This is a genomic window from Burkholderia sp. RF4-BP95 (assembly GCF_001521985.1).
Lineage (GTDB): Bacteria > Pseudomonadota > Gammaproteobacteria > Burkholderiales > Burkholderiaceae > Burkholderia > Burkholderia diffusa.
The window spans coordinates 73,045-98,892 of the sequence record NZ_LOSX01000011.1 but is presented as its reverse complement, the minus strand read 5'-3'; the positions used below and the strand labels follow the sequence as shown (position 1 = coordinate 98,892).

21 protein-coding genes and 2 pseudogenes are annotated in these 25,848 nt (G+C 66.9%); 2 read left to right on the top strand and 21 right to left on the bottom strand.

What is annotated here, in order from left to right:
* Window positions 1-41: 41 nt before the first annotated feature.
* Window positions 42-1,340 (bottom strand): MFS transporter, encoded by a 1,299-nt coding sequence (locus WS46_RS03035; RefSeq protein ID WP_059689247.1) that lies wholly within the window; start codon window positions 1,338-1,340, stop codon window positions 42-44.
* Window positions 1,341-1,512: 172 nt separating this feature from the next.
* Here WS46_RS03035 and WS46_RS03030 point away from each other — a divergent pair, with 172 nt between their 5' ends.
* On the top strand, window positions 1,513-2,226 hold the full coding sequence (locus tag WS46_RS03030) for a GntR family transcriptional regulator (RefSeq protein ID WP_059689246.1): 714 nt from the start codon (window positions 1,513-1,515) through the stop codon (window positions 2,224-2,226).
* A 93-nt stretch (window positions 2,227-2,319) separates the two neighbouring features.
* On the opposite strand, the gene WS46_RS03025 is transcribed toward WS46_RS03030, so the two are convergent.
* From WS46_RS03025 to WS46_RS02955, 15 genes are all read right to left on the bottom strand, one after another.
* Window positions 2,320-2,937, bottom strand: coding sequence for a PolC-type DNA polymerase III (locus tag WS46_RS03025; RefSeq protein ID WP_059689245.1), 618 nt, complete (start codon window positions 2,935-2,937; stop codon window positions 2,320-2,322).
* A 160-nt stretch (window positions 2,938-3,097) separates the two neighbouring features.
* Window positions 3,098-4,822, bottom strand: coding sequence for a tannase/feruloyl esterase family alpha/beta hydrolase (locus WS46_RS03020; protein WP_059689244.1), 1,725 nt, complete (start codon window positions 4,820-4,822; stop codon window positions 3,098-3,100).
* Between the two features lie 28 nt (window positions 4,823-4,850).
* Entirely contained in the window at window positions 4,851-5,999 is a 1,149-nt protein-coding gene (locus tag WS46_RS03015) for a porin (protein ID WP_059689243.1), read from the bottom strand.
* A gap of 67 nt (window positions 6,000-6,066) precedes the next feature.
* Window positions 6,067-7,272, bottom strand: coding sequence for a 3-(3-hydroxy-phenyl)propionate transporter MhpT (mhpT, locus tag WS46_RS03010; RefSeq protein WP_059689242.1), 1,206 nt, complete (start codon window positions 7,270-7,272; stop codon window positions 6,067-6,069).
* 152 nt (window positions 7,273-7,424) lie between these two features.
* Window positions 7,425-9,332: a feruloyl-CoA synthase gene (locus WS46_RS03005; protein ID WP_059689241.1), complete on the bottom strand. Its 1,908-nt coding sequence runs from the start codon at window positions 9,330-9,332 to the stop codon at window positions 7,425-7,427.
* Window positions 9,329-10,777 carry an aldehyde dehydrogenase gene (locus WS46_RS03000; protein ID WP_059689240.1) on the bottom strand — a complete coding sequence of 483 codons (1,449 nt, stop codon included), beginning with the start codon at window positions 10,775-10,777 and terminating at the stop codon, window positions 9,329-9,331. Before WS46_RS03000 ends, WS46_RS03005 begins: the two co-directional genes overlap by 4 nt.
* A gap of 47 nt (window positions 10,778-10,824) precedes the next feature.
* Window positions 10,825-11,655, bottom strand: coding sequence for a p-hydroxycinnamoyl CoA hydratase/lyase (locus tag WS46_RS02995; protein WP_059448873.1), 831 nt, complete (start codon window positions 11,653-11,655; stop codon window positions 10,825-10,827).
* 230 nt (window positions 11,656-11,885) lie between these two features.
* Entirely contained in the window at window positions 11,886-12,389 is a 504-nt protein-coding gene (locus WS46_RS02990; protein WP_059689239.1) for a MarR family winged helix-turn-helix transcriptional regulator, read from the bottom strand.
* Between the two features lie 171 nt (window positions 12,390-12,560).
* A complete protein-coding gene (locus tag WS46_RS02985; RefSeq protein WP_059689238.1) occupies window positions 12,561-13,460 on the bottom strand; it encodes an SMP-30/gluconolactonase/LRE family protein in 900 nt (299 codons plus the stop codon).
* A gap of 51 nt (window positions 13,461-13,511) precedes the next feature.
* Window positions 13,512-14,531, bottom strand: a complete 1,020-nt coding sequence (gene araH, locus WS46_RS02980; RefSeq protein ID WP_044847378.1) for an L-arabinose ABC transporter permease AraH — start codon at window positions 14,529-14,531, stop codon at window positions 13,512-13,514.
* Window positions 14,532-14,556: 25 nt separating this feature from the next.
* Complete coding sequence (gene araG, locus WS46_RS02975) at window positions 14,557-16,104, bottom strand: L-arabinose ABC transporter ATP-binding protein AraG (RefSeq protein ID WP_059689357.1); 1,548 nt, start codon at window positions 16,102-16,104, stop codon at window positions 14,557-14,559.
* Between the two features lie 20 nt (window positions 16,105-16,124).
* A complete protein-coding gene (locus tag WS46_RS02970; RefSeq protein WP_059689237.1) occupies window positions 16,125-17,129 on the bottom strand; it encodes an arabinose ABC transporter substrate-binding protein in 1,005 nt (334 codons plus the stop codon).
* 81 nt (window positions 17,130-17,210) lie between these two features.
* Window positions 17,211-18,140, bottom strand: a complete 930-nt coding sequence (locus tag WS46_RS02965; protein WP_059689236.1) for a Gfo/Idh/MocA family protein — start codon at window positions 18,138-18,140, stop codon at window positions 17,211-17,213.
* Window positions 18,141-18,164: 24 nt separating this feature from the next.
* Window positions 18,165-19,094, bottom strand: coding sequence for a dihydrodipicolinate synthase family protein (locus tag WS46_RS02960; protein WP_059689235.1), 930 nt, complete (start codon window positions 19,092-19,094; stop codon window positions 18,165-18,167).
* Window positions 19,095-19,195: 101 nt separating this feature from the next.
* Window positions 19,196-20,947, bottom strand: coding sequence for an IlvD/Edd family dehydratase (locus WS46_RS02955; RefSeq protein ID WP_059528963.1), 1,752 nt, complete (start codon window positions 20,945-20,947; stop codon window positions 19,196-19,198).
* A gap of 114 nt (window positions 20,948-21,061) precedes the next feature.
* Here WS46_RS02955 and WS46_RS02950 point away from each other — a divergent pair, with 114 nt between their 5' ends.
* Entirely contained in the window at window positions 21,062-22,012 is a 951-nt protein-coding gene (locus WS46_RS02950; protein WP_059689234.1) for a LysR family transcriptional regulator, read from the top strand.
* A gap of 753 nt (window positions 22,013-22,765) precedes the next feature.
* Here WS46_RS02950 and WS46_RS35035 read toward each other — a convergent pair.
* The 5 genes and pseudogenes from WS46_RS35035 to WS46_RS02930 all read right to left on the bottom strand — a co-directional run bounded on the left by WS46_RS35035 (window position 22,766) and on the right by WS46_RS02930 (window position 25,795).
* Window positions 22,766-23,185 carry a hypothetical protein gene (locus tag WS46_RS35035; RefSeq protein WP_156443068.1) on the bottom strand — a complete coding sequence of 140 codons (420 nt, stop codon included), beginning with the start codon at window positions 23,183-23,185 and terminating at the stop codon, window positions 22,766-22,768.
* Window positions 23,182-24,372 carry a DUF6402 family protein gene (locus tag WS46_RS33315; RefSeq protein WP_179949113.1) on the bottom strand — a complete coding sequence of 397 codons (1,191 nt, stop codon included), beginning with the start codon at window positions 24,370-24,372 and terminating at the stop codon, window positions 23,182-23,184. The genes WS46_RS35035 and WS46_RS33315 overlap by 4 nt, the downstream gene beginning before the upstream one ends.
* A gap of 240 nt (window positions 24,373-24,612) precedes the next feature.
* A pseudogene (locus tag WS46_RS02940) lies at window positions 24,613-25,008 on the bottom strand (recombinase family protein); the annotation flags it as partial.
* Window positions 25,007-25,265 (bottom strand): annotated as a pseudogene (locus WS46_RS02935) (glutathione S-transferase family protein); the annotation flags it as partial. The pseudogenes WS46_RS02935 and WS46_RS02940, both read right to left, overlap by 2 nt.
* Before the next feature lie 53 nt (window positions 25,266-25,318).
* Complete coding sequence (locus tag WS46_RS02930) at window positions 25,319-25,795, bottom strand: OsmC family protein (protein WP_059689232.1); 477 nt, start codon at window positions 25,793-25,795, stop codon at window positions 25,319-25,321.
* Between the last annotated feature and the right edge of the window lie 53 nt (window positions 25,796-25,848).

Sequence of the window (25,848 nt, the reverse complement as noted above, 5' to 3'; positions counted from 1 at the left end):
TCTCTACCTGTGAATGCAGTCGATGCAGTGAAAGGGGTCGGTCAGACGGGGAGCTTGTTTTCGTAGTCGATCGCGCTGGAGCACGCGAGCAGGCCGACGCCGGCCGCCGCGAACACCATCAGCGCAAGGAAATAGGAACCGGTGAACTGCACGATCGCGCCGACGACGATCGGCACGGTGATGCCGCCGATGTTGCCGCCGAGGTTCATGAAGCCGCCGAGGAAGCCGATCTTGTCGCGCGTGCCGAGCGACGACGGAATGCACCAGTACAGCCCGCACCAGCGCAGGAAGAACAGCGTCGACGACAGCAGCGCGACGCACACGACCGGGCTCTTCACGTAGGCGACGGAAAAGATCGACACGGTCGCGATCACGGCCGCGATGCCGAACAGCGTGCGCATCACGACGTTCGGCCGGCCGCCCGCGGCCTTCCACTTGTCGGCGATCCAGCCGCCGAGCAGTTCGCCGACGAAGCCGCAGAAAAAGATGATGAAGGTCGAGCCGCCCATCTGCTTGATGTCGAAGCCGTGCACCTTGTGCAGATAGTTCGGCATCCACGTGAGCAGCCCGTAGAACACGCTGTTGAAGCACATCCAGCCGAAGAACATGCACCACACCGAGCGGTACTTGAAGAAGTCGCGCGAGCGGCCCGACGCATCGGCCGGCTCGGCCGCGAGGTCGCTCGCGTGCGACGCCTCGATGTAGTCGGCTTCGAGATCGTTGACGCCCGGATGCTCGCGCGGCGTGTTGCGGATGTAGTACCACGCGAGGAAACCGGCCAGCACGGTGCCGACCCCGGCCACCGCGAACGCGAGCCGCCACGAGCCGAGCAGTGCGATGAGCCCGGCGATCAGCACCGCGCCCAGGGCCGCGCCGAGCGGCGCGCCGCCGTCGAGCAGCGTGGCGCCGCGGCCGCGCTCGGTCTGCGTCATCCAGATCGCGTTGAGCTTGCCGCCGGCCGGATAGATCGGCGCTTCGGACGCGCCGAGGCCGAGGCGCGTGAGCAGCAGCGCCGGCGCGCTCGTGCACAGCGCGGCGATGGCCTGGAAGAAGCCCCAGAACACGGTCGCCGTCGCGATCACGATGCGCGGCTTGAACCGGTCGGCGAGCATCCCGCCCGGGATCTGCATCACCGCATAGGTCCAGAAGAACGAGCTGAGGATCAGACCCTCCATCGCCGGCCCGATGTTGAACTCCTGCGAGATGTAAGGCATGGCGACGGACAGCGACGCGCGATCGACGTAATTGATCGCGATGAGGCTCAGCATGACGACGAATATCTTCCAGCGGACGGCGGATTTGCCGACCGTCAGGCCGGCGACACCGGAGGTTGAAGACATGGACGGACTCCAGGAGTGAACGAGGATGGTCAGGACGTCGCGCAACGTGGAACCGAGTATAGGATTAGAAATTTATAATTACCGTTAGCGTAAACACTTGGTTTCATTGAATTTGTTTGATCACTACGATGGTGCAGGGTAAGCCCCGATATCGTGATAAGCTTGCCCCATCATGAGCCAGACACCCCGCAATCCCCTGCTTCTGCGCACCCGCGGCATGGCCGCGGAGATCGCCGCGCGCCTGCGCGTGATGATCGACGAAGGCGAATTGCCGCCCGGCGCGCGGATCGACGAAAAGGAACTGAGCCTCGCGTTCGACGTGTCGAAGACGCCGCTGCGCGAAGCGCTGAAGGTGCTCGTCGCGGAAGGCGCCGTCACGCATCGCCAGTACATCGGCTATCGCGTCGCACCGATCGACGTCGACGATCTCGTGTCGACGTTCGAGCTGCTGCACGGGCTCGAGGCGATGGCGGGAGAGTTGCTGCGCAAGCGCATCGCCGCGTCGACGCTCGCCGCGTTGCAGGCGAAGCACCGGCGGATGGTCGAGTGCCACGAGGCCGGCAAGCGCGTCGAATATTTCCGGCTGAACCAGCAGATTCATCAGATGATCGTCGACGCGGCGGGCAACCCGGTGCTGTCGGGCATCTATGCGTCGCTGATGTCGAAGGTGCACCGCGCACGCGGCGCCGCGAACGCGGACACGCTGCGCTGGGCCGAATCGCTGCACGAGCACGAAGCCATCATGGCCGCGCTCGCCGATCCCGACCACACGCAGCTGCCGCAGGTGCTGCGCAGCCATTCGGAAAACACCGCGCGCGAAGTGCTGGCGATCCTCGATCGCACGAGCACCGCCAACGCGCCGGGCAAGCGGGCGGCCGAAGCGTAAAGCCGGCTGCGTGCCGGCCGCCCTTGCTCCTGCGGCAGCCGCGTGAAGGTCGGGCTCGAGGTGCCGGTGGAGATCGGAGACTGACGACCGGCGTCAACGCCGGTCGGCGGCCAATGAACCGAAAAACGTCGCGACCTTGGCCTTGCTCGTCGTCTGCAAGCGCGACATGAGCCCGTGATCGACCTGTCGCAGCCCGTAAGTCTCGCCGATGTCACGCTGCATCCGGCACCACAGATGGCTCGCGATCTCCGCGTCGACCATCGCGCGGTGGGCGCGGCCTGTCTTCGGCAGCCGCAGCATGTCGGCGAGGCTCGACAGCCGGTGACTTTGCGCGTGCGGGTAGATGCGCCGCGCGACGAGCATCGTGCACGCGAACGCGTGCTCGGCCGCCACGCCGAGCATGCCGAGCTCGGCCTGCCAGAACCGCTTGTCGAAGCCGGCGTTGTGCGCGACGACGGGGCGGCGTCCGACGAATGCGGCGGCTTCCTTCATGACCTTCGACACCGGCGGCGCCGACGCAATCATCTCGTTCGTGATGCCGGTGAGCGCGACGACGTCGGACGGAATGCGGCGCCCAGCGTTCATCAGGCTCTGGTAGCGGTCGACGATCTCGCCGTCGCGCAGCAGAATCACGGCGATCTCGGTCGCCCTGTCGCCCATGTTCGGGGAAAGCCCGGTTGTTTCGAAGTCGAGTACCGCTACGGTTTGCATGGTCGAATCGGAGGAGGGATACCTGGCGCGCCACGTCGATCGGGACGCGTCGCGCCGATGGAAAAGCGCCATAGTATCCCCGGATGCGGTGTGCGGCGGCAAACGCCGTCGTCGTGCGTGGCGCATCGCCATGTCCGTTCAGGCCGGCACGCCCGCTGCGTCAGCGACAACTGAAGCTCGCCGCCGAATTCACGTCGCCCGACCCGTTGTAGCGCGCGACCTGCGGATACGGACACAGCGGACGCGTGCGTCCCGCGCCCCACGACGTCGGCACGTCCGCATTCGGCACCGCGTTCGTCGTGTCGCGCGCCGTGGCGACGATCGCCGTGGGCGCCTGCCCCTGCTCGACCCACGCGACGAGCGGCGTCAGCATGTCGAATTGTTCGGCTGCCGGCCCGCCCGAACAATGGTTCATGCCCGGCACCGGATAGAAGCGCGCGAAGTCCGACGCGTCGCCGCCGTTCGCCTGCGCGAGCCGGCCGTACCAGTCGCTCGTGTCGTTGTACGAGAACACCGGGTCGCCGGTGCCGTGATAGACCAGCAGCTTCGCGCCGCGCGACTTCAGCGCGGACAGGTTGGTCTCGTCGGGCGGCGTCATGAACGACCACGCGGATTGCGTATAGACGCCGCTCGTCGCGAAGATCGCCGGCGCGTCGTTGTCCATGTCGAAGCCGAGCGCGAAACCGGCGAGGTTCGCGAGCGTCGCGGCGGTTTTCGGCGGCGTCGTGAACGTGAACGCCATCGCGGCCGGATCGAGCGTGACCGAGTTCGACTGCTTCCACGCGGCCCAGCCGCCGGCCGCGATGCCCGGATCGTACGGAAAGCTCGCGTAGAGCGCCGTGCCCGCGCTGTTGCGCGCGCCCGCGAACACGTTTTCGAGCGCGCTCTTCTGCGCGGTCGTCAGGCAGGCGCCGGTGCGCGTGCCGTTCGCGCAGGTCGGGATGTCCGTCTCGACGCTGAAATGCGCCTGGCATGCGCCGACGTCCTGCACCATCCCGTCGACCACGCCGTCGAGCGCATCGCACTTGTCGAGAATCGTCGCGCCGACCAACCGGCGCTCCGTGTCGGTGAAGCCGCTACGGATGTCCGGCAGCCCGTTCGCGCCGGTCGCCGACGCGATCTTCGCGAACTGCTGCGCGCCGTACATCTCGCCGATCGCCGCCTTCGGCAGGTGGAAGCCCGGGTCGCCCGCGATGATCCCGTCGTAGTCGCCCGCGTTGCGCACGGCCGTGACCATCGCGTGACGGCCGCCGTTCGAGCAGCCGCCGAAATAGCTGCGGTCGGGCATCTTCCCGTATGCGAGCCGGATCACCTGCTTCGCCATCGGCGTGAGCGCGTCGACGGCGCCGTAGCCGTAGTCGAGCCGCGCCTGCGGGTCGAGGCCGAACAGCGGGTTCTGCGCGGCGCTGTGCCCGGAATCCGAGCTGATCACCGCGAAGCCCATGTTCAGCGCGTCGGTCAGCGGGCCGCCGCCGCCGATCTCGCCGGTCGCGGTCATGACGTTGCCGTCGAGCCCGCCGTTCGCCTGGTAGAAGAAGCGGCCGTTCCACGCTTTCGGCAAACGCATCTCGAAGCCGATCGCATAGGTCTGGCCGTCCACCGCGCTCACGCGCTCGTTCATCTTCCCGTCGATCACGCAGTGTTCGGCGATCGGCTTGCCGGCCACCTTCAGCGCGCCGGCGGCCGCGGTCGTCACCGACGTGAACGACGTGTTCGCATACGACAGCTTCGCGGCGAGCGCGTCGCAGGCCTGCGTCATCGCGGCCGGCGTCGCGGCGCTCAGGTGTGTCGGCGTGGCGTTGACCGAATCGTCGCCGCCGCACCCGGCGAGCATGGCCGCCGCCGACAGCGGCGCAATGCAAAGGAATGCAGATTTTCCGTTCAAGATATCTCCCCTTCGTCAGGCTGCCGGATCAGAACATGTGCCGCACGCCGACCATCGCGCCGAGCTGCCCCATCCCCGCGCCGGGCGTCGTGCCGGGCCCGCCGCCGCTGACCGCGTAGCGTGCATGCGCGCTGTTCCACAGATACGAGGATTGCGCGTAGACGGCCGTGCGCTTGGTCAGCAGATAGGTCGCGCGCAGCGTGGCCATCGTCGCGCGCGTGTCGTGCGCGCTGTTGACGATCCGGTAGCCCTCGCCGTCGACGACGAAGTCGGGCTTGATCGCATACGATGCACCGAGGAAGAACAGATCCGAATGCGCGCCGGGCGCGGCCGGCGAACCGGTCGACACGCGCCGCCCGATCCAGCCCGCGCCGATGCGCGCGCCGGCCGCCTGCGCATACGCGCTCACGTGCGTGCGCGCGTCCTTGCCGACGCTGCTGGTGAAGGCGACCGGCGCGACGCCGTCGAAGAAGTTCGCGGCCGCGCCGGTGCCGCCGCGCTGCTCCTCGTACGACGCCGCCGCACCGAAATACGCGCTGTCGTACTTGAGCATCACCGACCAGTTGCGGCACTGGACGGCATCGCCCGGCACCTGCCCGGCGCACGTGCCCTGCCCCGGCGAGTTGCCGGTTCCCGCGCCGTCGCGGCCGAACGAATACGCGGCGCCGAGCGTCACGCCGCGATACGTGCCGACGTAGGTCACCGCGTTGTCGGCGCGGCCGTTCGGCACGTATGCGTCGAACGAGCCGAGCCCGTAGATGTCGGGGCCGATGATGTCCGCGCCCTGCAGCGCGAGATAGGTCATCGTGTACTGGCGGCCGAACGCGAGCGTGCCGAAGCCGCTCTTCAGCCCGACGAACGCCTGCCGCCCGAACAGTCGGCCGCCCTGCCCGAGATCGCCGCCGCGCACGTTGAAGCCGCTTTCGAGCGTGAACACCGCCTGGTAGCCGCCGCCGAGATCCTCGGTGCCGCGCAGGCCCCAGCGCGACGGCAGCTCGCCCGTCACGCCCGGCATGCGCACGACGTGATCGCCGGCCGCGTTCGCGTGCGACACGAACTCGACGCCCGTATCGATGATCCCGTACAGCGTCACGCTGGATTGCGCGTGCGCACCCGGCGCGGCGAGCGCGCAGCACGCGCCGGCGGCCAGCAGGCCGTTCCTTGTCTTCGTCTTCATAGCGTTGCGTCTCCAGACCGTGTTGAATCGCGCGCTCTGACGGCGCGCATTGAAAAAACGAAGCGTTTCAGTCGCCGGCTTGCGGGCGGCGAATCAGCGCGAATGCAGCGAAGGCCGCGACGAGCGTGACGGGGATGCTCGCGCCGATCACGACGGGCGCGCTGCGGCCGGCGGCCAGCAGCGTCGCGGCCGCGAGCGGCCCGACGACGGAACCGAGCCGGCCGACGGCCACCGCCGCGCCGACGCCGGTGCCGCGCATCGCGGTCGGGTAGTAGATCGCCGCGAGCGCATACAGCACCGACTGCCCGCCGACCACGAACATCCCCGCCGCGAACGCGGCCGCCGAGAGCGACGCGAAGCCGGGCGCGGCCGCGAGCGCGGCGAGCGACAGCACGATCCCGACATACATGCCGCCGACCACGCGCGACGCGCGCATCCGGTCGAGCGCCGCGCCGATGCCGAGCGCGCCGAGCCCCGCGCCGACGTTGAACGCGATCTGCACGAGGCCGACGTGCGCGCGATCGAGCCCGCGCGAGGCCATCAGCGACGGCAGCCAGTTCAGCAGGAAGTAGAGGACGATCAGCGTGCAGAAATAGCTGACCCACAGCGCGACCGTCGACGTCGTGCGGCCGTCGCCGAACAGCGTGCGCGCGACGCTGGTGCGCGCGGCCGGCGTGCCGGCGACGTCGAGATACGCGCGCGATTCCGGCAGGAACAACGCCAGCAGCGGCACGAGCAGCAGCGGCCCCACGCCGCCGACGTAGAAGATGTGGCGCCATTCGGTGTCGCCGGCGAGCAGCACGCCGATCAGCGACGCGATCACGCCGCCGAACGGGATGCCGCAATACATCGTCGCCACCGCGCTGCTGCGCGAGCGCGGCTCGACCGCTTCGGACGACAGCGCGATCAGGTTCGGCATCGCGCCGCCGAGGCCGATGCCGGTCAGCACGCGCACGACGACGAGCATCGCGAAGGTCGACACCTGCGCGGTGGCGATCGACAGCAGTCCGAACAGCATGGCCGACGCGATCAGCACGCGCTTGCGTCCGATCCGGTCGGCGAGGCGCCCGCCGAGCATCGCCCCCGGCAGCAGCCCGAAGGTGCCCGCGCTGAACGCGATGCCCATCTGCGACACGGAGAGCCCGAATTCGCGCGCCATGCGCGGCGCGGCGACGCCGACCGACTGCAGGTCGAGCCCTTCGAGGAGTGCGATCGCGAAACACAGCGCGAGCGTGGTCGCGACCGTGGGTTTTTCGGCAACGTAAGTGTTCATCGTGTCTCCAGTCCCATGTCTTGTAGTCGGTCGGCCTGCATCGGCAGGCCTTATCAGGCAGCCTGATTCACTGGCCGCAAGAATGCCTGCCGGTATCGTGGCCGGCAGGTCGTTGTCGCTGCTTGCTTCGGTTTGCTTCGGTTGGCTTGCGCCTACGCGTAAATCACGTCGGGATCGCGCCGCGCCGGGTCGTACAGCGCGTCGATCGTCGCCGCGCGATGCTTCTGCACGGCCGCCTGGTTCAGCGAACCCTTGTCGGTCACTTCACCGAGATCGAGCGACGGCGGCGTATCGATCAGCCGGATGCGCGCGACGAACGTCGAACCGCCGCTTGCATGCCGGTTCAGCACGGCAAGCCACGACGCGAACGCCGCGCGCACGGCCGGCGCGCGCAGCACGTCGGAAACCGGTGCATCGGCTGCGAGCCCCGCCAGCGCGCGGCATGCGTCGATGCGCGGAAACACCAGCAACCCGATGTCGTCGCGGTTGATCCCGGTGACGACCACGTCCTGCACGTACGGCGCGCCGCTCGACACCGCGTTCGCCCGCAACGGCCCGACGCTGACGAAGGTGCCGCTGCTCAGCTTGAAATCCTCGGTCAGCCGGCCGTCGAACAGCAGCCCGAGTTCCGGCCGCTCGGGATCGGCGAAGACCCCCGCATCGCCGCTGCGGTAATAGCCCTCGTCGTCGAATACGTCGCGCGGATCGACGTCGGCATGCCAGTAGCCGCGCATCACGTTCGGCCCCTTGAAGCGCAGTTCGAGCTTGCCGCCGCACGGCACGAGCTTCGCGTCGCAGCCGGGTGCGGGCAGGCCGATGTAGCCGGCGCGCATCAGCGGCCCGGTGGTGAACAGGCACGACGGCGACGCCTCCGTCATCCCGAGGCCGGCCATGATCCGGATGCGCTCGCCACAATGCGCGTCGGTCACGCGGTCGAGCCGGTCCCACGCGGCCTGCGACAGCCCCGCGCCGCCGAAGAAATACAGCTTCACGCGCGAGAAGAACGTGTCGCGCAGCACGGCATCGCGTTCGAGCGCGGCGGTCAGCTCTTCCCAGCCCTTCGGCACGTTGAAGTAGATCGTCGGCGCGATCTCGCGCAGGTTGCGCACGGTTTCGTCGAAGCGGCCCGGCACCGGGCGGCCGTCGTCGATGTACAGCGTGCCGCCGTTGTACAGCGCGATGCCGAGGTTGTGACTGCCGCCAAACGTGTGATTCCACGGCAGCCAGTCGACCAGCACCGGCGGCTCGCGCGTCAGCTCGGGCATCGTCTGGCGCAGCATCTGCTGGTTGCTGCACAGCATCCGGTGCGTGGTCGGCACGGCCTTCGGCTGCTTCGTCGACCCCGACGTAAACAGGATCTTCGCGAGATGATCGGGGCCGATCGCTTCATGGATCGCGTCGATCGTGCGCGGAACGGTCGCGAGCAGGCGCGACAGCGGCACGACACGGCCCGCCGCGACGCCATCGGCATCCGCATCGTTCGCGACGATCAGCGCCGCATCGGCCGGCAGCGTCGCGTCGAGCGCACGCGCGAACGGCGCGCGCTCGGCGACGAACACCGCGCCCGGCCGCAGCACGCCGAGCGTGTGACGCAGCTTGCCGTAATCGGTCGACACCAGCGAATACGCGGGCGAGATCGGCGCATACGGCACGCCGGCCAGCATCGCCGCGAACATCAGCTGCAGATGCTCGAGATCGTTGCCGGACAGCACCGCGAGCGGCCGCTCGACCGACAGCCCGAGATCGACGAGGCCCTGGCCGAGCGCGCGGGCACGTTCGAGCATCTGCGCGTAAGTGATCTCGATCCAGCGACCGTCGGCGCCGCGCCGCGCGGCGAGCACGCGGTCGGGATGCGCGTGCGCGCCGCGCACGAGGCAGTCGGTCAGGCGCGTCGGGTAGTCGCCGAGCGGTTCGCGCGAGCGCAGGTACCACGTGCCGTTTTCCTCGCGACGAATCTCGGCCGCGCCGACCGCGACGGCCGCCGCGCGATAACGCACGCCGCCGGTGTCGTTCGCCGGCCCGCTTACGGGCGTCGCAACATTCATCGTCGGCTCGCTCATATCGGGTAGTGACGCGGTGTGGTCTGCACGGTGATCCAGCGCAGCTCGGTGAATTCGGCGATCGACGCGCGGCTGCCGAAGCGGCCGTAGCCGCTCGCCTTCGTGCCGCCGAACGGCATCTGCGCTTCGTCGTGCACGGTCGGCCCGTTGATGTGGCAGATCCCCGATTCGATCCGGCGCGCGACCGTCATCGCGCGTGCGATATCGCGGCTGAACACGCTCGCCGACAGCCCGAACTCGCTGTCGTTCGCGAGCGCGACCGCTTCGTCGTCGCTGTCCGCGCGCAGGATCGCCACCACCGGCGCGAACGATTCCTCGCGATACAGCCGCATGTCGCGCGTGACGCCGTCGACGATCGCGGGCTGCATCGTCGCACCCTCGATCCGGCAGCCGAGCGGCAGGCGCGCGCCGTGCGCACGCGCATCCTCGACGAGCGACGCGGCACGCGCGGCCGCGGCCGCATCGACCATCGTGCCGAGCGCATGGCCCGCCAGCGGATCGCCGGCGACCAGCGAGCGCGCCTTGTCGGCCAGCCGTTCGACGAGCGCATCGGCGATCGGCCGCGCGGCGATCACGCGCTCGGTCGACATGCAGATCTGCCCCTGGTTGAAGAACGCGCCGAACGCGATCGCGTCGACGGCCGCATCGAGATCGGCATCGTCGAGCACGAGCACCGGCGCCTTGCCGCCGAGTTCGAGCAGCACGGGTTTCAGGTGCGCGGCCGCATGGCGCGCGATGATGCGCCCGACGTGCGTGGAGCCGGTGAAGTTGATCCGCTTCACGTGCGGATGCGCGATCAGCCGCTCGACGAGTTCGGGCGCATCGGCCGCCGCGTGCGTGATCACGTTCACGACGCCCGCGCCGAGCCCGGCCTCCTCCAGCACCGCGCCGATCAGCGCGTGCACGCCCGGGCATGCCTCGGACGCCTTCAGCACGACCGTGTTGCCGCATGCGAGCGGCATCGCCAGCGCGCGCGTGCCGAGGATCACCGGCGCGTTCCACGGCGCGATGCCGAGCACGACGCCGCACGGCACGCGCATCGCCAGCGCGAGATTGCCGGGCACGTCGGACGGGATCACGTCGCCGTCGATCTGCGTCGTCATCGACGCGGCCTCGCGCAGCATGTTCGCCGCGAGCGTCACGTTGAAGCCGAGCCAGCCGGGCGTCGCCCCCGTTTCGGCGACGCCGGTCGCGATGAACGCGTCGATGCGCGCGTCCATCAGGTCGGCGGCCTTCAGCAGGCGGCGGCGCCGTTCGGTCGGCGCGAGCGCCGCCCATGCGGGGAACGCGCGATGCGCGGCTTCGATCGCCGCGTCGGCGTCGGCCGGGCCGGCCGCCGGCGCGCGCGACGCGAGCGCGCCCGTCGCGGGGTTGAATCGGTCGAAGGTTCGGCCGTCGCGGGCGGTGCACCACTCGCCGGCGATCAGCATCCGTCTGTCGGTCATGTCGTCTCCTGCCTTGCCTGTCTCTGTCGGTTGCGTCGGCGCGTGTATCAGCGCTTGTATGCCTGCAGGCCCGGCTTGATCGTCTTGTCGTCGAGGAACTGCTTCAGCCCCTGCTCGCGGCCGCGCTCCGGATCGCGCAGCTGCGCCTGGTCGAGCTTCGCATACAGGTAATCCTCGCACTGCTCCCACGTGAGTTCGCGCGAACGCTTGAAGCCGTGCTTCGCCGCGCGCAGCACGACCGGGTTCTTGTCCATCAGCCGCGCGGCGAGCGCGATCGTCGCGTCGCGCAGGCCGGCCAGCGGCACGCTGCTGTTCACGAGGCCCATTTCGGCTGCCTCGACGCCGGTGAACGTGTCGCCGGTCATGATGTAGTGCAGCGCGCGGCGATGCCCGACCGTGTCCGCCATCGCCTTGCTGACGAGGTTGCCCGGCGGGATGCCCCAGTTGATTTCGGACAGCCCGAACACCGCTTCGTCCGCCGCGATCGCGAGGTCGCACGCGACGAGCGGCGAGAAACCGCCGCCGAAACACCAGCCGTTCACCATCGCGATCGTCGGCTTGTTGTACATCCGCAGGCGGCGCCACTGCCACTCCGACGCGTCGCGCCGCACCTTTTCCTGCAGCGCGTCGGAGCCGCCGTCGATCTCGCGGAAATATTCCTTCAGATCCATGCCGGCCGTCCACGCCGCGCCCGCGCCGGTCAGCACCAGCACCTTCGCCTCGTCGTCGAATTCGACCGCGTCGAGGACCTCCAGCATCTCCCGGTTCAGCGTCGGGCTCATTGCGTTGCGCTTCTCGGGGCGGTTCAGCGTGACCCACGCGATGCCGGCCTCCACCTTCACTTCAACGGTCTGCCAGCGGTTGTCGTACTTGCTCATGTCTGTTCCTGTCGTTCGTTCCTGTGCGATTCGGTGCGCAGCATTCCTGCTGCGGACGGCTTCATTTAATATCAGGCTACCTGATATTGCAAGCGGCACGAGCGCCGGTGTAAACCCGGAGCGGAAAGCGGCGGCGACGCTGGAATCGGGGAACGGTCAGGCGACCGGCGAGCGGGCGGGAACGCGAACACGGGCCGCACGGGCCGGTGTCGTGAAGGTTCGGGAAAGGGTCAGCTGCGCAGATTGCGCGCGAACAGTTCGAGCGTGCGCTGCACGTGCGTGGCGTCGTCGATGGAGACGTCGCCGAGCATCCGCGTCTCGAGCGGACGCAGCACGGCTTCGCATTCGCGCAGCATCGCCGCGCCTTCGTCGGTCAGCGTCAGCAGGATGATGCGGCCGTGCGACGGGTCGGCTTCGCGCGTGACGAAACCGCGGGCGGCCATCACGCTCATCACCTCGTTCGCCGATTGCGGCGTGATGAACGAGCGTTCCGCCAGTTGCGCGTTCGACGACGCGCCGCGCGCCTCGAGCACCGACAGCGCCGTGTATTGCGCGAGCGTGATGCCGAGCGGCGCCAGCGCGTCGGTCATGTGGCGGCGCAGCAGCCGTTCGAGACTGCCGACCACGTAGGTCAGGCGCTGCGGCACGCGGGCCTTCTGCTTGTCGCCCGTCGCGCGGGCGGCGTTTTTCGCGGCGTTTTTCGGGTTCGCGGGCTTGGTCGGTGCGGAACTCATGGTGCGGGCGGGATGGAATTGCGGGCCATCTTACCAGCACGTCGGGGAGCGAACGGCGTGTTCCGGCAAGCCGGACCGCCTCCGTGCGCGCGTGCATGCGCGGCTGACCGCGCGCCGGATCGCCTGGCTCGCTGCGTCGGACGCATCCCATGAACGGGATCCGACACGCGGTCAGCCGCGCGGCGCCCCCGCGAATCTTGCGGTCGGCAGCCCCGTGTAGCGCGTCCGGGCGACGAATACGCCACCGGCGTGCGCATCGCTCGCCAGCGCGTCGTCGCTCAACCCGACGCGCGCGCTCGTCACGTACAGTCGGCCTTCGCCGTCGAGCGTCACGCAGCTCGGCTGCGCGGTCGGCACGGTCACGCGGTCCGTCTCGACGCCGTCCGGCCCGTAGCGCACCACGCGCCGGCCGCCCCACTGCGCGTTCCACAGCCCGCCGTCGCGATCCATCGTCGAGCCGTCCGGGTCGCCGTCCGCATCGGTCAGTCGTGCGAACGGCCGCGCGTTGGCCACGTCGCCGCCCGCGCGGTAATCGCAGACGAAAATCTCGCGCACCATCGAATCGCAAAACGTCATCTTCGCGCCGTCCGGCGAGAACGCGATGTTGTTCGCTATCGCCGCCGCCGGCAATGCAAGCCGTTCGAGCGTGAGGTCCGGATTGAGCCGGTAGAAGCCGCCGACCGCGCGCGGCGGGTCGCCGCCTTCGTCCTTCATCCCGAACACGAACGCGCCGAACGGATCGCAGCGGCCGTCGTTCAGTCGCGTCGGCAGATCGGGTTCGACGTCGACGATCCGCGTGAATTCGCCGCTGCGCAGGTCGAAAAACGCGAGATGCGTCGCGAGCCCGACGAGCAGCACATGCGGCTCGTTCGTCAGCGCGAAGCACGCGAGCCGCTCCGGCATCGGCCACTGCGCGAGGTCCGAGCCGTCCGCGCGGCAACGCCACAGCCGCGCGCCTTCGATGTCCGTCCAGTACAGCGCGTGCGTCGCGTCGCACCACGTCGCGCCTTCGCCGAGCGTGTTGCGGCTGTCGACGAGCAGCGCCGCCGCGCCCGGATCAATCTGTTGCATGCCGTCTCCCGATATCTGTCGCCTTCGCGGGCGGACGCGCGTTCGTCAGGGTCAGATCTTCATCGCGCGCCGCTGGTTGCGACGATACTGGTCGAACAGCACCGCGAGCAACAGAATTCCGCCGCGTATCAGATATTGGTAAAAGGTCGGCACGTTCAGCAGGCTCATCGCGTCCTGCACGGAACCCATGATCAGCACGCCGACCAGCACGCCGGAAATCGTCGCGACGCCGCCCGTCAGCGACACGCCGCCGAGCACGCACGCGGAGATCACGCCGAGTTCGAGGCCGACCGACGTCTTCGGATCGCCGAGGCTCATCCGCGACGCGAGCATCACGCCGGCGAAGCCGGTCACGAGCCCCTGCAGCACGAATACCGCGATCTTGATGCGCATCACCGGCAGCCCCGCGAGCAGCGCGGCCTCGCCGTTGCCGCCGACGGCCAGCACGTTCTTGCCGAACACGGTCTTGCGCAAGAGGAAACCGAACACGACGAAGCCGACGATGTTGCTCCAGATCGGATACGAAATGCCGAGGAACGACCCGCCGCCGAGATCGAAGAAGCGCTCCTCGGAGATCATCACCGCGTCGCCGTTCGACGTGATGAACGCGAGCCCGCGCACGACTTCCATCATCGCGAGCGTGACGATCAGCGAATTGATCCGCCAGCGCGCGATCAGCACGCCGTTGACGAGCCCGACCGCGCCACCCGCGAGCACGCCGGCCGCGATGCCGAGCACGACGCTGTGCGTCGCGGTGATCAGCGTCGACGCGACGACGCCCGAGAACGCGACGATCGACGCGACCGACAGGTCGACTTCGCCGAGCGCGAGCACGAACATCATGGTCACCGCGATCGAGCCGATCAGCGTGACCGACAGCAACAGGCCCTGGATGTTGCGCGGCGTGAGGAAATCCGGCACGGTCAGCGACAGCGTCGCGAACAGCACGAGAAACACCATCACGATGCCGGAGCGGTTGATCAGTTGCCACACGCCGCCGCGCGCTCGCGCGGGCGCGGCCGCGGCATCCGGGGACGGGGAAGTACGTTGGGGTTGCATTGCCTGGCTCATATCGGTTGCTTTCCGGTTGACTGCGCTAGCGCGGCAGCGCGAGCTTGATCAGCGCGTCGGGCGTCGACTGCGCCTTCGCGACCTCGCCCGCGATCCGCCCTTCCTTCATCACGACGATGCGGTCCGACACGCCGATCACCTCGGCCAGGTCGCTCGACACGATGATCACCGTGCGGCCCGCTTCCGCGAGCTCGTAGAACAGGTTGTAGATTTCCGCGCGCGCGCCGACGTCGATGCCGCGCGTCGGCTCGTCCATCAGGAACACGTCGATGCGCTCGGCCAGCCAGCGCGCGAGCACGACCTTCTGCTGGTTGCCGCCCGACAGCGCGCCGATCGGCGTCTCGCCGTCGCGGGTCTTGATCGCGAGCCGCTCGATGTAGCGTTGCGCGAGTTCGCGTTCGCGCCGCGCGTCGAGCAGCACGCGCGCCGGGCTGAAATGGCGGCGCGCGCTGATGTTCAGGTTGTCGGCGACCGACGCGATCGCGACGATGCCTTCCTGTTTGCGGTCCTCCGGGCACAGCGCGATGCCGGCACGCACCGCTTCGCGCGGGCTCGCGAACGCGACGCGCTTGCCGCCCAGCTCGACGTGCCCGCCGCTCGGGCGCGCCGCGCCGTACAGCAGCTTCATCAGCTCCGAACGCCCCGCGCCGACGAGCCCGAAGAAGCCGACGATCTCGCCGCGCCGCGCCGCGAACGACACCGGCTCGGACAGGCCGGGCCCCATCAGCCCCTTCGCCTCGATCAGCACGTCGCCGGCCGTGCGCGGCCGGTAGCCGTACACGTCCTCGATCGAGCGGCCGACCATGCAGCCGATCAGCCGGTCCCGGTCGAGATCGGCGACGGATTCGAACGTCTCGATCCGACGGCCGTCGCGGAATACCGTCACGCGGTCGCACAGCGCGTCGACTTCCTCCATCCGGTGCGTGACGTAGATGATCGCGCGGCCTTCCGCCCGCAGCGAACGGATGATACGGAACAGCTGCGTGGTCTCGCGCGCGGACAGCGAGCTGGTCGGTTCGTCGAATGCGATCACGCGCGCGTCGCGCATCAGCGCCTTGCCGATCTCGATCATCTGGCGCTGGCCGATCGACAGATACTTCACCGGAATGTCCGGATCGATATGCTCGCCGAGCCGCTCGAGCGCATCGAGCGCGCGCACCGCAAGCGCACGTTCGTCGACCACGCCGAGCCGGCTCGGCAACTGGCCGAGCATCAGGTTCTCCGCGACCGTCAGCTCGGGCACCAGATGCAGCTCCTGGTAGATGATCGCGATGCCGGCCTCGAGCGCGGCGCGCGTCGACGCGAAGCGCTGCACCGTGCCGTTAAGCGTCAGCGTGCCGGCCTGCGGCTGGTTCACGCCGGACAGCACCTTCAGCAGCGTCGACTTGCCCGCGCCGTTCTCGCCCATCAGCCCGTGCACTTCGCCCGCGCGCACCGACAGCGACACGCCGTCGAGCGCGCGCACGCCCGGGAACGTCACGGTGATGCCGTCGAGCGCGAGCAGCGCATCGCCGGACGTGGCCACGGCCGCGTCGTCGTGGTCGGACACGGCCGTCATCGTCTGCATCGTCATCGCGTCGTCGCCCCGCACGCTCAGATGCCGAGCTCGGTGCGCACGGCCTGCCAGTTCGTGCGCGTCATCAGCTTGCCGCTCGTCTGCGTGTCGGCGGGCGGCGTCTTGCCGTTACGGATCCAGTCGACGAGGTTCTGCGTGCTGTCCTTGCCGTGGTTCGTCGAGCTGACCGCGATCGTTCCGTAGAAGCCGGTCGGTTCCTTCTTCTGGAATTCGGCGAACGCCTCGCCCGCGCCGTTGATGCCGACGCCGATCACGTCGGCCGCCGGGATGTGCAGCTGTTCGGTCGCGCGCACCGCGCCGAGCACGGTTTCCTCGTTCAGCGCGAAGACCACCCATTTCTTCACGTTCGGATGGCGCGAGAGCACCGGGAAGGCCGCCTCGAGGCCGCCGCTGTCGTCGGTCGTCTTCTGCGGCGCGTCGAAGATGTTCTCCTTGCGGAAGCCGTTCGCGAGCAACGCCTGCGTCGCGCCGTCGGTGCGCAGCTTCGCCGTCGGCAGCTCGTAGTTGGTGATGCGCAGCGCGCCGACTTCCTCGGGCTTCCAGCCGCGCCGCTTCATCTCGTCGGCGATCGCCTGGCCGACCTGGTTGCCGATCTTGGTCGCCGACATCCCGAGATGCGGCACGTTCGTGAGCGGCTTGCCGGTCGAGTCGACGAGCTGGTCGTCGACCGTCACGAACTTCATGTTGTAGCGCTTCGCGCGCGCGGCGATCGCCGGCCCGAGGCGCACGTCGGGCGCGCAGATCACGAAGCCCTGCGCGCCTTGCGAGTTGAGGTTGTCGATCGCGGCCAGCACCTTCTCGCCGTCCGGCGTGCCGATCTTCACGACCGAGAAGTTTTCCTTCTGGCCCAGCGCGGACGCCGCGTTCTGCTCGTTGATGAACCATGCCTGCTCGGGCATCTTCACCAGGAAGCCGATCTTCAGCGGCGCGTCGGCGTGCGCCGCGCCGTGCATCCCGAGCGGCGCAATGCAAAGCGCGGCCAGCAGCGCGCGCAGGGTGTGTCGGCGAATCGTGCGGTTCATGCGGTGTCTCCTTGTATTGGCTTGGGTCTTCAACTACCGTCGTGCGCGGTCGCGCTCGCGATGGCGCGCGCCGGCACGGTGTCAGCGGCCGAACGCGTCGGTCCCGACGCGCCGCCCGAACAGAAACGCATCGGCGACGAGCCGCAAGGGCCGCACGTCGACGTCGCTTTCGCCGCGCGCGATCAGCGCGCGGAACTGCGCATACAGCGCCGGATACTCGCGCTGCGGCCCGATCTCGACCGGCTCGCCGCCGATCGACAATTGCGCACCGCCGCGGCTGATCGCGAGCACGCCGTCCGACGTGTCGACCGCGATTTCCCATTGCTCGACGGGGCCGTGCCGCCAGTCGAATTCCGCGCGCACGGGCACGCCTTCCGTATCGGCGCAATCGAGTTCGGCCGCGATCGGCATCTGCGCGTCGCTTGGCACGTAGAGCGTCGCCTCGCGCAACACGAGTTCGCGCGGCAGGATCCGCGTGACGATCGACAACGCGTTGATGCCGGGATCGAACACGCCGAGGCCGCCGGGCTCCCAGATCCACTGCTGGCCCGGATGCCAGCGCCGCACGTCTTCCTTCCAGCGCACCTGCACCGCGCGGATCGTGCGCGTCGCGAGCCACGCGCGCGCCGGTTCCACCGCGCTCGCGCAGCGCGAATGCCAGGTCGCGAACAGCGTGAGGCCGCGTTCGCGCGCGAGCGCGTCGAGCGCGGCCACTTCGCCGAGCGTCGCGCCCGGCGGCTTCTCGAGCATCACGTGCTTGCCGGCTTCGAGCGCGGCGCGTGCCTGCGCGTAGCGCACCTGCGGCGGCGCGCACAGCGACACCGCGTCGAGTTCGGGCTCGGCGGCCAGCAGCGCGCGCAGGTCCTGATAATTGCGCACGCCGCTGACTTCCGCGTGACGGCTCGCGCACGCGGTCAGCACGAAACCCGGTTCGGCGGCGATCGCCGGCAGGTGCTGGTCGCGCGCGATCTTGCCGATCCCGATCACGCCCAGCGAAATCACGTTGCTCATCTGCGTTCCTCCTTCGCCACTTGCTCAGTGCGCCCAGCGCAGCACGAGCGGATCGAGCCGGCGCGCGATCGCGATCAGCTCCGCGCGCGTGTCCGGATGCAGTTCCGGCATCGGATGCCGCGGCCGCTCGCACGCGATCACGCCGCCTTCACGCATCAGCGCCTTCGCGGTGAGGATCCCGGACTGGCGGTTCTCGTGATTGATCAGCGGCAGCCACGCCTGATAGCGCGCGAACGCATCGTCGTGCCGCCCTTCGCGGAAGGCTTCGAGGATCGGCCGGATGCCGTCCGGAAACCCGCCGCCCGTCATCGCGCCGGTCGCGCCGGCATGCAGGTCGGCGAGCAGCGTGATCGCTTCCTCGCCGTCCCACGGCCCTTCGATCGCGTCGCCGCCGAGCCGGATCAGCTCGCGCAGCTTGTTCGCCGCGCCGGGCGTCTCGATCTTGAAGTACGCGACCTGCTCGATCTCGCGCGCCATCCGCGCAAGGAACGGCGCGGACAACGCGGTGCCGCTCGCGGGCGCGTCCTGGATCATGATCGGGATGTCGATCGCGTCCGACACGCGCGCGAAGAAGTCGAAGATCTGCGCTTCGGGCACGCGGAACGTCGCGCCGTGATACGGCGGCATCGCCATCACCATCGCAGCGCCGAGCTGCTGCGCGCGCAGGCTGCGCGCCGCGCACACCTGCGTGCCGTAGTGCGACGTCGTGACGATCACCGGCACGCGGCCGGCGACGTGTTCGAGGATCGTGCGCGTGAGCACGTCGCGTTCGTCGTCGGTGATCGCGAATTGCTCGGAGAAGTTCGCGAGGATGCACAGGCCGTCGGAGCCCGCGTCGATCATGAAGTCGACCGCGCGCTTCTGGCTCGCGAGGTCGAGCTCGCCGGTGTCGGAAAACGTCGTCGGGACGACGGGGAAAATGCCGCGATAACGCGGCGTGCTGCTCGATGTCATGGTTCGGTCCTGCGTCGGCCTCGAGGCGAGGCCATCAAGCGTTCACGGTTTCATATCGCCACTTCGCGTCGCGCGGGACATCGCCCGCGCCCGCCTGCCGCTCAATGCGAATGACTCGGCACGTCGGCACCGCGCATGCCGACCAGGAAGTCGAGGTCGCACCCCTCGTCGGCCTGCAGCACGTGATCGATGTACAGCCGCGCGTAGCCGCCCTTGCCGAGCTGGCCGGCCACGCCGGGGGCCGCGGTCGGATCGACGTCCGACAGGCGGCGCTGCAGTTCGTCATCCGTAATGTCCAGGTGCAGCGTGCCGGCGTCGCAGTCGAGTTCGATCCAGTCGCCGTTGCGTACGGCGGCCAGCGGCCCGCCCGCGGCGGCTTCCGGCGCGACGTGCAGCACCACCGTGCCGTAAGCCGTGCCGCTCATCCGCGCATCCGAGATCCGCACCATGTCCTTGACGCCCTGGCGCAGCAGCTTCGGCGGCAGCCCCATGTTGCCGACCTCCGCCATCCCCGGATACCCGCGCGGCCCGCAGTTCTTCAGCACCAGCACCGAGCTGGCATCGACGTCGAGCGCTTCGTCGTTGATCGTCGCCTTGTAGTGATCGAGGTTCTCGAACACCACCGCGCGGCCGCGATGCTTCAGCAGCTCGGGGCTCGCCGCCGACGGCTTCAGCACCGCGCCGCGCGGCGCGAGATTGCCGCGCAGGATGCAGATGCCGCCGTCCGCGATCAGCGGCCGGTCGAGCGGGCGGATCACCTCGTCGTCGTAGTTCGGCGCTTCGCGCACGTTGTCCCACAGCGACTTGCCGTTGACCGTCAGCGCGTCCGGGTGCGGCAGCAGCCCGCCTTCGCCGAGCCGGCGCAGCACGGCAGGCAGCCCGCCCGCGTAATAGAACTCCTCCATCAGGAAGCGCCCGGACGGCATCAGGTCGACGATCGTCGGCGTGTCGCGGCCGATGCGCATCCAGTCCTCCAGCTCGAGCGGCACGCCGATGCGGCCCGCGATCGCCTTCAGGTGGATCACCGCGTTGGTCGAGCCGCCGATCGCCGCATTCGCGCGGATCGCGTTCTCGAACGCGGCGCGCGTCAGGACCTTCGACAGCACGAGCCCTTCGAGCGCCATCTCGACGATGCGGATGCCGGACATGTGCGCGAGCACGTAGCGGCGCGAATCGACGGCAGGAATCGCGGCGTTGTGCGGCAGTGCGACGCCGAGCGCCTCGGCCATGCACGCCATCGTCGACGCGGTGCCCATCGTGTTGCAGGTGCCGGCCGAGCGCGACATCCCGGCCTCGGCCGACAGGAAGTGGTGCAGGTCGATCTCGCCCGCCTTCAGCGATTCATGCAACTGCCACACGGCCGTGCCCGAGCCGATGTTCTTGCCTTCGAGCTTGCCGTTCAGCATCGGCCCGCCCGACACGACGATCGCCGGCACGTCGCAGCTCGCCGCGCCCATCAGCAGCGCCGGGGTCGTCTTGTCGCAGCCGGCGAGCAGCACGACCGCGTCGATCGGGTTGCCGCGGATCGCTTCCTCGACGTCCATCGACGCGAGGTTGCGCGTGAGCATCGCCGACGGCCGCAGGTTCGACTCGCCGTTCGAGAACACCGGGAACTCGACCGGGAAGCCGCCGGCTTCCGAGATCCCGCGCTTCACGTGCTCGGCGAGCTTGCGGAAGTGCGCGTTGCACGGCGTCAGTTCGGACCACGTGTTGCAGATGCCGATGATCGGCCGGCCGTCGAACTCGTGATCGGGGATGCCCTGGTTCTTCATCCAGCTCCGGTACATGAAGCCGTTCTTGTCGTTCGTGCCGAACCATTGGGTGGAGCGCAGCCTGGGTTTTGTTGCCGACATCGTCAGTCCTGTGGTGACGGGATACCGGCGCAGTCTAGGCAGAATTTTGATAACTGGCTAATGACGTTTTAGGCGATTACGATATCGATTCCGATATCGATATAAACCCGTACGATGCAAGAAGCCAGCCCGTGGGGAAACCGCAACCGCCTGAAGACCCGCCAGCTCCTGCTGCTCGTCGCGCTCGCCGACGAAGGCAGCATTCACCGCGCGGCGGCCGCGCTGAACATGACGCAGCCGGCCGCGTCGAAGCTGCTGCGCGAGCTCGAGGAATCGATCGGCGCGGTGCTGTTCGAGCGGCTGCCGCGCGGGATGCGGCCGACGCTGTATGGCGACGTGCTGATCCGCCACGCGCGCGCGGCGCTCGGCAGCCTCGACCAGGCGCGCGAGGAACTGGCCGCGCTGAAGGCCGGCCATCTCGGGCACGTGGCGGTGGGCGCGATCACGTCGCCGGGGCTGCGGCTCGTGCCGCCGGCCGTCGCCGCGGTGAAGGGCACGCATGCGAACGTGCGCGTGTCCGTCGCGATCGACACGAGCAACGCGCTGCTCGAACACCTCGCGCAGGACAAGCTCGACATCGTGCTCGGCCGGCTGTCCGCCGAACACGACAAGCTGCACCTGCGCTACGAGCCGCTGACCGGCGAGCCGGTCGCCGCGGTCGTGCGGCCCGGCCATCCGCTGCTCGCGCAGGCGCCGCTGTCGCTCGCCGACGTGCAGCGCGCCGCGTGGGTGATGCCGCCGGCCGGCAGCGTGCTGCGCCATCGCTTCGAGCTCGTGTTCCAGCGCGCGAGCCTGGCGCCGCCCGCAAACGTCGTCGAGACGGCCGCGCTGCTGTTCATCACGCAGCTGATCGAGCAGAGCGACATGATCGCGGTGCTCGCGGAAGATGTCGCGCTGTACTACGCGCGACACGGGATCGTCTCGGTGCTGCCGCTGGAGATGGATTGCCGGATGGACGATTTCGGGATCATCACGCGCACCGACCGGCTGCATTCGCCGGCCGTCGAGGTGATGGCGGATGCGATTCGGGTGGCGGCGAGGGAGGTTTACGGGGTCGGGGTGTAAGGCGGCGGCCTCTGGTTCGCGTGGGCCGCGTGCCCGTTGAAGGGCTCCTTGCGAGTACGGTGAAGGCATGCATTTTTCCTTTATTGTTAACGGTCTATGCATTGCGTGTCTGTGCGTACTGATTCCAGAAAAAGAAAAGGGGCCGCGCGGCCCCCTGTTCTCATCGTTGACGCAACAACCCCTTAGCTAGCTGCCGCATGCCTGAAGCGTCGCGCTCAGTGTAGAAATTCCGGCTCCGCCTTTTTAGCCTGCACTACGATCTACGCTGACAGAGCCGTCCTGACGACGTTCTGGACCGGCGGCCCCCACGCCTGAATCAATGCCGCCCGCGATTGCGCACGGGCGGCGCTCCAAACCCTGCTACCCACACCCCTCCTGCATACTGAACACCGCCCAAGGTCCATCGTGCTCGGAAGGCTCACGACACACACCCAGCCGCGCTATGGCCGTCTGATACAGGCGGTCGAATCCTGCTTCACCCAACTCGTCTACCCTCTCCAACTCATCCTCATAGTGGCGCAGACCAAGCGCTTTCCACTCGTCGCGCATGAAGTCAAAACGCCCACCGATTGAATGAGAACGCGCCCCCTTCTGAATCTTCAGGAATCGGGCCTCTGAGGCTTTGGCTTGTGAGTTCGTCGCGGGGATTCTGAGGCCGTCAGCAGCCTGCTAAGGTAGCTGGAGAGATGTACGTCGCATTGGGCAAGCGAAGCTCGCCAGCCCGCGGGAACAAGCCACATGGAGGCGGGTATATCAATGGCTTTTGAACTGGGTTTGATTAAGTGGGACAAGCCGAGGGCGGTTCGCTAAAATTCTATCCATCAGGGATGGCGGCAAATTGAAATACGACCCATCTCCGTCCTCACCTCCCTTTTGAAACTGCACGTAGTCCCTCCCCCAGAATAAATCCGGAACCGGCGAGTCAAAAGTTGTTATTGCCAAAATTTTACCGGTTTTGTTGTCGTAAAGTCTGGCGACAAATGCAAAGTCGGCAATGTTAAACGGTTGCTCGCTAAACCGCTCATAGGTTGAGTCGCACAGTGTGGCATAGTATTTATTATCCGGGGAAATTGATTTTTTGCAGTATTTCCCAATCGGACTTCTATCAAACCCCCACATGTAACATGCCCATACGCCTGCAGCGACAAATAATATTGCTTTGCTCGGTTTCATAGGAAGACACGAATTGGTTTATCTAGGCGGACAAATTTCTTTTCTGAAAACAGAATGAAGTCCCCACCTCGCCCATGCTTTTTTTGCCATGCCCTGAAGTCGCTGTTGTGGACCGGATAGTAAAGGTTGCCTTTTTTCCTTGCGTCTCCGAGGGCGACGGGATAATCGAGATATGGGACACGAGAAGATAACGAGCCAACGAAAGCGTACGGGACTACAATGATTCCGTTTTCACCCCAGTGGCCCAAGTACTGCGATGGGTCCCCATCCTTATCCTCAAAGGTATAACCATCTCTTACATAGACCCAAATGGCATTTACTTCGACACATCGACTCCGACTATACTCGTCAATATAGAAGTTGGCTTGCGCAACTGCCGCGTATAGGTTGAAACTCCCTAACGCAGCAAACAAATCGTCTGGAACGCCTTTGTTTTCTTCGCTGAAGTGTATAAACGATTTTAGTTTATCTCCCAGGGTTCCGTCGATAGATGTGAATTGAAATTGGAACAGTTTATGCAGCACTCGAATATCATCTTTAAATACTTCCGATGTTGCAAAGAAAGTATAGCGGCCGTAGTACGCAGACAATTCATCCCTTAATTTCCCGCGCGCTCTTTCTGAATAAATTCCAATTCCAATCAACTGATCGTACTTTTCTTTCGCTCTCCGATGCTTCAAAACCCAGTCTAGCTTAACGATTGAGTAGTCGTACATGTCATCAGCATAGGGTTTCCCGTTCTGGTCGATCGCAAATCTTTGATTATTCGAATCGGTTGAATAATTGAGCCTACCAGCAAACCATCGCTCCATGAGTTTTGCCCCGATCGGCATCATTTCCCCGCGCATGGCCGCTGGAATCTCCTGAATATCGAAGGGTGGAACGGTCGGTTTGACCTGGACCGGGGGCGAAGGCTTGGGTTGCTTTGGCGGATCGGGGGTATCCAGCCATTTCTTGAATCGTGAAAAAGCGTTACCAATCCTTTCGAAGTCGTCGACCATCTTGTCCAGCGAATCCCGCTTGGGTGCCGGAGCCGGTTTGGGTGTCGGTGGTTTGGGTGGCTCTGGGGGTAACCGCGGCGCCATGTCCATCGAGAGCTTGGCCTTATGCACGATGCGCGCGCCGTCCCGTTTTCGCCATCGCCAAAGCATTTTGTTGATTTCGTAGTAGGACAGTAACTCTGACATGTGCTCTCCAAAAATCCAGCGAAGGGGCTAGGTTAGGTTTGAGTTTCACTCGCGGGCTGCTGTTCTTGCAAGCCGAATACCTTCACCTCACTTCAGCACATTTGCCTACAGAATACCTCTCACTTTCAACGCCAGCTGACTATTGTTTCTATTTCCATACACGACCGACTTTTGAAATAATCGGTCTTTATTTAATTGTCAGCCCCGGGTTTTCCAACGAAAAAAGTCCGCTCTCGACAATCAGAAGTAACACCAGTGGGTAACGTGCACTGCCCCCTCCGAATCGCGCACTTGTTCGACCACGTTTTTAACCATCTTCACAAGCCTGGCGCGGGCACCAACTGCACGCTTCAACCCCGCTTGCGTGCGCTCGATCAACAGGTCGCGCCCGAATTCCGCCACTGCACCCAACACGCTCATCGTCACCTTGCCCGCAGCGCTGGTCCAATCTACGCCGCCCAATGCAAGTCAATGGACACGCACACCCATACCGTCCAGCTTTTCGACCGCTGCTCGCCCATCCATAGCATTACGGCCCAAACGATCCAGCTTCGTTACGATCAACACGTCGCCCGATTCCATACGATCCACCAATCGAGCGAAGCCCTTGCGTTCCATTGCCACCACGCTTCCCGAGCCACATGAGCCACGTATAGAAGCGCGCGCTCGGGCGCACCGAGCGCCGGTGCAAGCCGCGCCGGATGCGTATCGGCCAGATGCAGGCAAATCGCGTCAGTCTCGTACAGCACGAGGTCGCCGTCGACCAGCACCGGAATTAGCTCGTTCGGATTCAGCGCGAGGTACTCGGGCGACTTGTGCTGGTCGCGCGTGCGGGCGACGAGCGCCAGCTCGAACGGCTTGCCGATTTCTTCCAGCACGAAATGAGGCGCCATGCTCGTGTTGCATGGATAGTAGAAAAGCCTCAACGACTTCTCCCCGGCGTGCGTCAGGCGGCAGCGCACTCGATCACCGGTTCGCACCGGATCGGGAAATTCACCGAATTCGCCACATAGCACTTCGCATGCGCGTCATGATGCAGCCGCTCGGCCAACTCGCGATCGTCGCCCGCGCGGATCGTCACACGCGGGTGCAGCACGATTTCGGTGAAGCGCCCCGGCTCGGGGCTGTCGAGCATCGTCGCTTCGGCGTCGTCGACATACGCGAGCACGCGGACGCCCGCATCCGAACACAGATGCAGATACCAGAGCTTGTGGCACGCCGATACCGACGCCAGCAGCAGGTCTTCCGGATTCCAGCGCGCCGCGTCGCCGCGGAACGCCGGATCCGACGAGCCCGGAATGTCCGGCTTCGAACCCGCGCGGATCACATGTTCGCGGCCGTATTCGCGATACCCCGACGTACCGGTTCCCCGGTTGCCGGTCCACTCCACTGCCACGCGGTACTTGTGTTCGCCATGCGCCATCTCGCTCTCCTCTGCTGTCGGAACGTGAGGCCGTCATTGTGGCACCGGAATGT